This window comes from Aeromonas sp. Y289-2 (genome assembly GCF_027705925.1).
In the GTDB taxonomy this organism is placed as follows: Bacteria; Pseudomonadota; Gammaproteobacteria; order Enterobacterales; family Aeromonadaceae; genus Aeromonas; species Aeromonas veronii.
Genome location: NZ_JAPDCH010000016.1, coordinates 75,615 through 83,667, shown reverse-complemented (window position 1 = coordinate 83,667; position 8,053 = coordinate 75,615). Strand labels below are relative to the sequence as shown.

General features: G+C 60.1%; 8 protein-coding genes. 1 reads left to right on the top strand and 7 read right to left on the bottom strand.

Annotation, left to right across the window (positions count from 1 at the left end):
* Window positions 1-322 precede the first annotated feature (322 nt).
* The 6 genes from OKC43_RS19010 to OKC43_RS18985 are packed head-to-tail and all read right to left on the bottom strand — an operon-like array spanning window position 323 to window position 5,150.
* Window positions 323-1,501 (bottom strand): hypothetical protein, encoded by a 1,179-nt coding sequence (locus OKC43_RS19010; protein ID WP_120415946.1) that lies wholly within the window; start codon window positions 1,499-1,501, stop codon window positions 323-325.
* 2 nt (window positions 1,502-1,503) lie between these two features.
* Complete coding sequence (locus OKC43_RS19005) at window positions 1,504-2,166, bottom strand: energy transducer TonB (RefSeq protein ID WP_005339371.1); 663 nt, start codon at window positions 2,164-2,166, stop codon at window positions 1,504-1,506.
* Window positions 2,163-2,564, bottom strand: coding sequence for an ExbD/TolR family protein (locus OKC43_RS19000; RefSeq protein ID WP_005339369.1), 402 nt, complete (start codon window positions 2,562-2,564; stop codon window positions 2,163-2,165). The genes OKC43_RS19005 and OKC43_RS19000 overlap by 4 nt, the downstream gene beginning before the upstream one ends.
* Window positions 2,561-3,091, bottom strand: a complete 531-nt coding sequence (locus OKC43_RS18995) for a MotA/TolQ/ExbB proton channel family protein (protein WP_005339367.1) — start codon at window positions 3,089-3,091, stop codon at window positions 2,561-2,563. The genes OKC43_RS19000 and OKC43_RS18995 overlap by 4 nt, the downstream gene beginning before the upstream one ends.
* Entirely contained in the window at window positions 3,088-4,392 is a 1,305-nt protein-coding gene (locus OKC43_RS18990; protein WP_236272321.1) for a MotA/TolQ/ExbB proton channel family protein, read from the bottom strand. The genes OKC43_RS18995 and OKC43_RS18990 overlap by 4 nt, the downstream gene beginning before the upstream one ends.
* Window positions 4,389-5,150: a DUF3450 domain-containing protein gene (locus OKC43_RS18985; RefSeq protein WP_236272322.1), complete on the bottom strand. Its 762-nt coding sequence runs from the start codon at window positions 5,148-5,150 to the stop codon at window positions 4,389-4,391. Before OKC43_RS18985 ends, OKC43_RS18990 begins: the two co-directional genes overlap by 4 nt.
* 210 nt (window positions 5,151-5,360) lie before the next feature.
* Here OKC43_RS18985 and OKC43_RS18980 point away from each other — a divergent pair, with 210 nt between their 5' ends.
* Entirely contained in the window at window positions 5,361-6,137 is a 777-nt protein-coding gene (locus tag OKC43_RS18980) for a helix-turn-helix transcriptional regulator (protein WP_005357256.1), read from the top strand.
* A gap of 73 nt (window positions 6,138-6,210) precedes the next feature.
* Here OKC43_RS18980 and glmS read toward each other — a convergent pair whose 3' ends face one another.
* The gene (gene glmS / locus OKC43_RS18975) at window positions 6,211-8,043 is read right to left on the bottom strand and encodes a glutamine--fructose-6-phosphate transaminase (isomerizing) (RefSeq protein ID WP_157161681.1); all 1,833 of its coding nucleotides are present in this window, start codon (window positions 8,041-8,043) and stop codon (window positions 6,211-6,213) included.
* Between the last annotated feature and the right edge of the window lie 10 nt (window positions 8,044-8,053).

Below are 8,053 nucleotides of genomic sequence, written 5' to 3'. Positions count from 1 at the left end.
GAAAATCAAAAATTGTTTTTGATGTTCGATGCTGTGAGTGCCCACACAGATTGCTTGATTCAAATTGTTAAAGAGCGTCACGCTTGTCGCGTTGAGGAGGCGCATATTACGCTTCTCACTTCGAAAGTCAAGCAATTGTTTTCGCTTTTCTTTCGGCGCCCACTTCACTAGGAAGCTGGCTCATCAGGTTGGCGTGTTCCGCCGTGCTGGTAGGGGCGCATTATAGGGAGCCGCGCCGGGATGACAAGAGCTTTTTGCAAAAATGCATTCGTTTGCTGAAAAAGCGAACTGAACGCCCCAAAACAGCCCCTTGGCACCTCTTTTATGCCGCTTTTTTGCTCAACTCTTCGCTTTGTGCCCGGATATAGTTGACCCAGCTGGTTGCCTTCTGCTGCCAGTTATCCTGTTGCTGCAGCTCACGGGCCAGTTCCAGCGCCTGGGCATACTGCTCCTTATTAAGGTGTGCCTGCACCAGCAGCGCTTTGGCACGATTGCCTTGCTCGCCTTTTACCGACTTGATGGCAGCGAGCTGGGTCATGGCAGCATCAGTCTTGCCCTGTTGCAGCAGCAGTTCGGCTGCGCGCATGGCGGCTTTGGGCTGACCGTGCTGGTTGGCGAGCAGCTGCCAGCTATCGACCGCTTGTGACCACTCCCGGGCACCTTCCCACAATTGGGCAAGCAGTTGGCGGTTTTCAGCACTTTGCTTCATCTGTCCCTTGGCCATGGCCGCTTCCAGCAGACGGGCACCACGATAAGGCAGCCCTTGCCAGGCATAGAGACGGATCAGCTGATTGCGGGCTGACGCATCATCCATCAGTTTTCTGTCGATAGCTGTTTGAAGCAGAGCCAACGCCTGATCGCCGCGTTTGGCGGAGAGGTTGAGCGACACCGCTTGCTGCCACCATTTGCTCTCTTTGGGTTCGTGGCTGATCAACTCGGCCGCCTGATCGGCCGCCACGCCATAACGTTGCTGAGCGGTGAGGGCGGAGAGACGAATGATGGCGGCCTGCTTCTGCCAACCCTTCTTCAACAACTGTTCGCTCTGGCTGGCAGCGTCACCGTACTGTTTGTTGTGGTAATAGAGGCCGGCCAGACGCAGGCGCAGCCCATCGTCTTGTTTGAGTGCCAGTGCAGCCTTGTAGCTGGCGATGGCGCCAGACCAGTTGGATTGCTGGGCCTGAATATCGCCGCGCAGCCGCAATAGCTGGAGCTGTTGCTGCTCGGGCCACTCTTTATAGGCAAGGGCCTGTTCGACGTAGCGGCTCGCCTGGGCGGTCTGTTGCAGGTTGGCCGCCAGCGAGGCTTGCAACTGCGCCAGCCAGGCACGCTCGGCATCGCTATTTGGCTTGAGGCCGGATGCCTTGCTCTGGGCTTGTTGCCACTGACCGGACTGATAGAGCTTCATCACGGGTTCAAGCTGACGGGAGAAGTGAGGGCTGACCTCCATCGCCAGACAGGCTTGGCCGACCAGGGCAAGCAGACAGATCCAGATCCGCAACATAGTTATGACTCCAGTTTGAATTTGAGCGTGATGACTTGCACCAGCTTGTCGGTAGCGCCCGGTCTCGGCTGATAGCGCCACTTGTTGATCGCCTGAATGGCCGCCCGCTCGAACTGACGCTTGGGCTTGGCCTCGACCACTTCCACATCTTGCACGCCACCTTCGGCATTCACGCTAAAGCGCAGGGTGACGAATCCTTCGATCCCTGACTGCTGGGCACGATAGGGGTAGACCGGCTCGATCCGTTGCAGCGGCATCAGCATGTCACCTGCGCCGATACCCGCTCCCTGCTGCTGGCCGTGGTAGTTGCCACTCAATACCGGTGCGGTACTGGTCGCCACTCCGGGGGCATAGACCTGCACCGCGCTGAGGCTGGAAACCAGATCCAGACTCGGCTCAACGGCCGCCAAGGGGGCCGCTGCGGGCATCGGCAGCGGTGTCGAGGCCAATGCAGCGGGAGGCTCTGGCAGAGGCTCGGGCTCCTGCGGCACCGGACGCTCGCGCACCTGCACCTCGGTCACCTCGTTCTGCATATTGATGACGATGGGCTTCTGCTCGCTCGCCACCTTCTCGCCTCTGGGCGGTTCAACCAGCGTGGCCATAAACAGCAGGATGCCCAGACTGAGGGCGATCCCCAGCCCCAGGCTCATCAGCTTGTATTTCATTTCGGCGCCACCGCCACGGCGATATTGGCGATACCCGCCGCCTTGGCCTCATCCATCACCCGCACCACCTTGCCATGGGGCACTCGCTCGTCGGCCTGGATCACCAGACTGGCATCGGGTTGCTCCGCCAGCAGACGGGCGATGGTGGCCTGCACCCGCTCCACATCGATCTGCTTGCGGTCGAGGAAGATCTGACCCTGAGCCCCGATCGCCAGCATGATGCTGGAAGATTTCTGCGCCTTGGCCTGACTGGCCTGGGGTCTGTGTACCTCAAGCCCGGCTTCGCGCACGAAGGAGGTGGTGACAATAAAGAAGATCAGCATGATGAACACGATATCCAGCATGGGGGTCATGTCGATCTGCACTTCGTCACGCTGGCGTTTGGATTGCCGTCTCATTGCATTACCTTCTCTTCTCGCAGGCCGTCCCGGGTCTTGGCCAGCGCACGCTTGGCCTGACTCTCGAGCCGACTGAGTAACAACACGCCGGAGAGCGCCACCACCATGCCCGCCATGGTGGGGATAGTGGCGCGGGAGATCCCGCCCGCCATGCTCTCCGGGTTAAAGCGGTTGGCCGCGGCCAACGCATCGAATACGCCGATCATGCCGGTCACAGTGCCCAGCAACCCCAGCATGGGGCAGAGCACCACCAGGGTGCGGATGAAGATCAGATGACGGTTCAGTTCCAGCTCCGCCTGCGCCAGCCAGCGACTGCGGATCGCCCGGGCGTGCCAGCTGTGGCGCTCGCTGCGGGCCTGCCAGCGACCGAGCAGCTGTTGCTGCAACGGGCCGAAACCCAGATTGAGGTAGAGCAGCCGCTCGATCATCAAAATCCACATCAGCACCAGCAGGGCCAGAATGACCCAGAGCACCGGGCCGCCACGGCCCATGAAACTCTGCAGCTGTTGCCAGATGTCGAGCATCATGCTGCTCGCTCCATCCCGCCGTTATTGCTCTCGGCGCGCTCGGCCAGAATGCCGGCTACCTGCTGCTCCAGCACATTGGAGAGCTCGGTGAAGCGCGATTGCAGCAGGCTGTGGGCCAGGATCAGCGGAATGGCCGCAACCAGACCCTGTACCGTGGTGACCAGCGCCATGGAGATGCCGCCCGCCATGATCTTGGGATCGCCGGTGCCAAACTGGGTGATGGCCTGGAAGGTGCCGATCATCCCGGTCACGGTACCGAGCAGACCCAGCATGGGGGCGATGGCCGCGATCACCTTGACCATGCCGATGCCGCGCTCCATGCGAGGAGTCTCCTGCAGGATCGCCTCATCAAGACGCAGCTCGAGGGTCTCCATGCTCAGCTCGGGGTGTTTGTCCGCCACCGTCAGCACCCGGCCAAGGGCGTTGTCGGCATGGTACTCACCGCTCTTGAGCTGGCGGCGCACCAGAGTCAGTTCGCGGGAGAGGCTCCACAGCCGTACCGCTGCGATCCCCAAGCCGATGGCAGCCAGCAGCACGATAATGGCGCCAACCTGACCACCTTGCTGTACCTGCTGCCAGAAGGTGGGTGCCTGTGCCAGCATCGCCAGCAGAGTGCCATGCGAAGGATCCAGCGGCAGCGCTTCCCCTTCCTGACCCTGATAAGCCGCAACGGCAGAGAGTACGCTACCGGGCAGACCCAGTACCGGGCTCAAGCCTTCGGCGGTCGGTTGCAGGAAGCCTTCGCTCCCCAGCAGGGCAAAGCTGCCAACCCGGGTCAGCGACTGCTCGCTGGCAGCCCCCTGGGCATCGAGTACCTTGCCGTTGAACCGGGCAATCCGGCCAGATTCACGGATCTCCTGCAGCAGCGTGGCGGGCAGCAGGGCGAGAGCTGCGCGATCCGGCACCTGTTTATCCTGTGCCATGGCTTTCAGCGGGGCAAGACGCTCCGGGTACTGGCCCTCGACGGCGGATTCGCTCAGCAGCTTGACCGCATCGCTGGCGCCCTGACGGGTGACCGCGAAGATCTCGTTCATATCGCCGGAGGCTTGCTCCCACTGGGCGTTAAGCTCGACCAGCTGCTTCTCGTTGCTAGCGAACTTGCCAGCCAGCTCCTTGCTCAGGCGCTGGGCCTCGGCCAGTCTGGCGCGGGCAGTGCCGAGCTCCTTGGCAACGGTCGCCAGATCTTGCTGAGCCTGCTGTTCACGAGCCTGTTCCTGCTGCTGCCACTCATCGGCGACAGCGGCGTTGGTACCGCAGGAGAGGGCAATAAGGAGGGGGAACCACTTCATGGTGACTCTCATGATTGGGCCTCCTGACTGCGGCTGACAGAGAGGGGGACATTGAGCAACTGGGGAACTTTCTTGTCGGCGGCCACATCCATCGCCTCGGCGATGGGGGAGAGCCACTGGCTATCGAGGGCTTGCCACTGCTTAGACTCGGCAGACCAGCGCCATGCCTGACTGCGATCGGCCGTCATCGCCAGCAGGGAGACCCGACCCAGCGCCAGCACATCGACCCGACGCGGAGCACCATCCAGCTCCAGCTCGGCGGAATAGCTGTCCATCCGGCTGCCGTACTCGGCTTCAATCTGATAGGCCTGCAGCAGCTGACGGAATTTCTCTGCCTCGCTAACGTCTGCGCGAGCCAGGGTCGCTTTCAACTGTTCAACCCGCGCCAGCCGATCTTCCTTGCGCAGCGGGATGTCGTTTTGCACCAGCTGTTCCAGATCTGCCTGCATCTGCAGCATCAGCGGGATCAAGCCCTGACGGGTCTCTTGCACCGCTTCCAGCTGCTTGCTCAATTTACCCAGCTCATTTTGCTGATCGGCCACCAGAGATTGCATGTAGCGGTTGTAGGCTTCGAGGTCGCGCAGTTGCAGCTGGGCATTTTGCAGCTCCAGTCGTGCGGCAACGGCGGCATCGGCGGCTTTTTCCACCCGCTGCTGAGAGGCTTTCCCGGCAGCGATGCTGTTCTTGAGGGCGGGAGCAACCAGCTCATCCCCGATGGCAGCAAAGTGGACTGACAGTGGCAGCAGGGCCACACCCCATAATTTGTTCATTGAAATACATCTTACTAATGATAACTATTATCATTATCTCAAATGCAGGGCGGACTGGCAACGAGAGGATTTTCTTGGCCTTTATGCACAAAAACAGGATAATTTTTAAGCACGCACGGAATAAGTGGCGCCAATAGCCACCGCACAAATATAAATAACGAGAAAAAATCTTTTCGATCAGTGTGATAGAGATCGAAAAAGGAGAAAGTAATGCTCAACGATGCGATCTGGGAACATATCGACAAGTTCACCAAGGCAACAAAAACCAGCGATATCCAGCAACTGCTGGAGCGCTTCAGTCATCAAATGGGCTTCGATTACTTTCGGCTGCTGATTATTTTCCCCATCAGCATGCAAAAATCCCACGTGGCACTGTTCAACAACTGTCCGACCACCTGGTTTGACGCCTATAGCGAAAACCAGTATCTGACCCAGGATCCGGTGGTCTATCTGGGGCTGAAACAGACCCAGCCGATCTTCTGGAATAAGCTCGACTGCGATTCGCCCTGGCTGCCCAGCGCCAGCCGCGACGTGATGAACCTGGCCGCCGATTTCGGGGTACGCAATGGCGTCTCCTTTCCGCTCCACACCCCGCAGGGGGAGCACGGCATCCTCTCATTCATCACCAAGGAGAAATCCAACTCCGATCTGATGTTTGAAAATGTCCCGCTGCTGTCGTTCTGCGCCAGCTACATCTTCAACTCCGCGCTGCAACTGATCAAAAGCAGACCGGATATGATGAAATACCTGACCGAACTGTCGGATCGGGAGAAGGAGTGCCTGTTCTGGGCCAGCGAGGGCAAGACCTCCTGGGAGATCGCCACCATCCTCGGTATCAGTGAGCGGACGGTCAACTTTCACCTGACCCAGGTGACCAACAAGACCGACTCGAAGAACCGCAGTCAGGCCATCGCCAAGGGGATCACCAGCGGCATCATAGTGCCCTCCCTCGACGAGGTGACCATTACCAACCTGCGGCTGTCGTAACCCTCAGTCGAAACAAAAAGAGCCGCAATTGCGGCTCTTTTTCATTTCAGAAAGTGACTTATCAGATAGCGACTTACTCAACGGTCACCGATTTGGCCAGGTTGCGCGGCTGATCCACGTCTGTGCCCTTGATCAGGGCAACGTGGTAGGAGAGCAGCTGCAGCGGCACGGTATAGACGATGGGGGCGATCACCTCTTCCACATGGTTGAGGTTCATGACCCGCATGGTCTCGTCGCTCTTGAAGCCGGTGTCGGCATCGGCGAACACGTAGAGGATACCGCCACGGGCGCGCACCTCTTCCACGTTGGACTTGAGCTTCTCCAGCAGATCGTTGTTCGGCGCCACCACTATGATGGGCATTTCGGCATCGATCAGCGCCAGCGGGCCGTGCTTCAGTTCGCCAGCGGCATAGGCTTCGGCGTGGATGTAGGAGATCTCTTTGAGCTTGAGCGCACCTTCCATGGCGATGGGGTACTGGCTGCCACGGCCGAGGAACAGGCTGTGCTGCTTGTCGGCAAACTCTTCGGCCAGGGTTTCGATATCCTTGGCCAGTGCCAGGCTCTCTTTAATACGCAGCGGCAGGGCTTGCAGCGCCTTGACCAGTTCAGCCTCGGCGGCGGCGCTCAGGTGGCCACGGCAGTGACCGACGGAGGCCACCAGCATCAGCAGGCCAGCCAGCTGGGTGGTGAATGCCTTGGTGGAGGCTACGCCGATCTCAGCACCGGCACGGGTCATAAAGGCCAGATCCGATTCACGCACCAGCGAGGAGCCAGGCACGTTGCAGATAGCCAGCGAGCTCATGTAGCCGGATTCCTTGGCCAGACGCAGGGCGGCCAGGGTATCGGCGGTCTCGCCACTCTGGGAGAGTGTCACCAGCAGGCTGTTGGGGCGCACTACCGATTTGCGATAGCGGAACTCGGAGGCGATCTCTACATCGCAGGAGACGCCAGCGATCTCTTCGAACCAGTAGCGGGCTACCATGCCGGAGTGATAGGAGGTGCCGCAGGCGACGATCTGTACGTGCTCGACCTTGTCAAAGATGGCTCGCGCGCCGTTGCCGAACGATTCGACCACCACGTGATCGCTGCCCAGACGCCCTTCCAGGGTGTTGGTGATCGCTTTGGGCTGCTCGTGGATCTCTTTGAGCATGTAGTGACGGTATTCACCCTTGTCACCGGCATCGTGGGAGAGTTCAGACTCCTGCTCTTCGCGCGCCACGGCGTTGCCGTTGGTATCGAAGATCTGCACATCGCGACGGGTCACTTCGGCCACATCACCCTCTTCCAGGAAGATGAAACGACGGGTCACCGGCAGCAGCGCCATCTGGTCGGAGGCGATAAAGTTCTCGCCGATACCGCGGCCGATCACCAGCGGTGAACCGGAGCGGGCCACCACCACGCGGCTGTCGTCGCGGCTGTCCATCACCACGGTACCGTAGGCACCGCGCAGCTGCTTCACCGCAGTCTGCATGGCGGCCAGCAGGCTGCCGGCGCTCTTCAGCTCATGATGGACCAAATGGGCAATCACCTCGGTATCGGTGTCGGAGCTGAACACATAGCCCAGCGCCTTCAACTCTTCCCGCAGCTCTTCGTGGTTCTCGATGATGCCGTTGTGCACCACCACGATATGCTCGGAAACGTGGGGGTGGGCGTTGCGCTCGGAGGGCTCGCCGTGAGTGGCCCAGCGGGTATGGGCGATGCCGGTACCGCCGTGAACGGACTGCTCGTCGAGCGCCTTGGCCAGCTCGGCCACCTTGCCCAGACGGCGAACCCGCTGCAACGGCTGGTTGGCGCTGAACACGGCCACACCGGCTGAGTCATAACCGCGGTACTCCAGACGGCGCAGGCCCTCTACCAGAATTTCAGCCACATCACGTTGGGCAACAGCCCCGACGATGCCACACATACACTTCTCC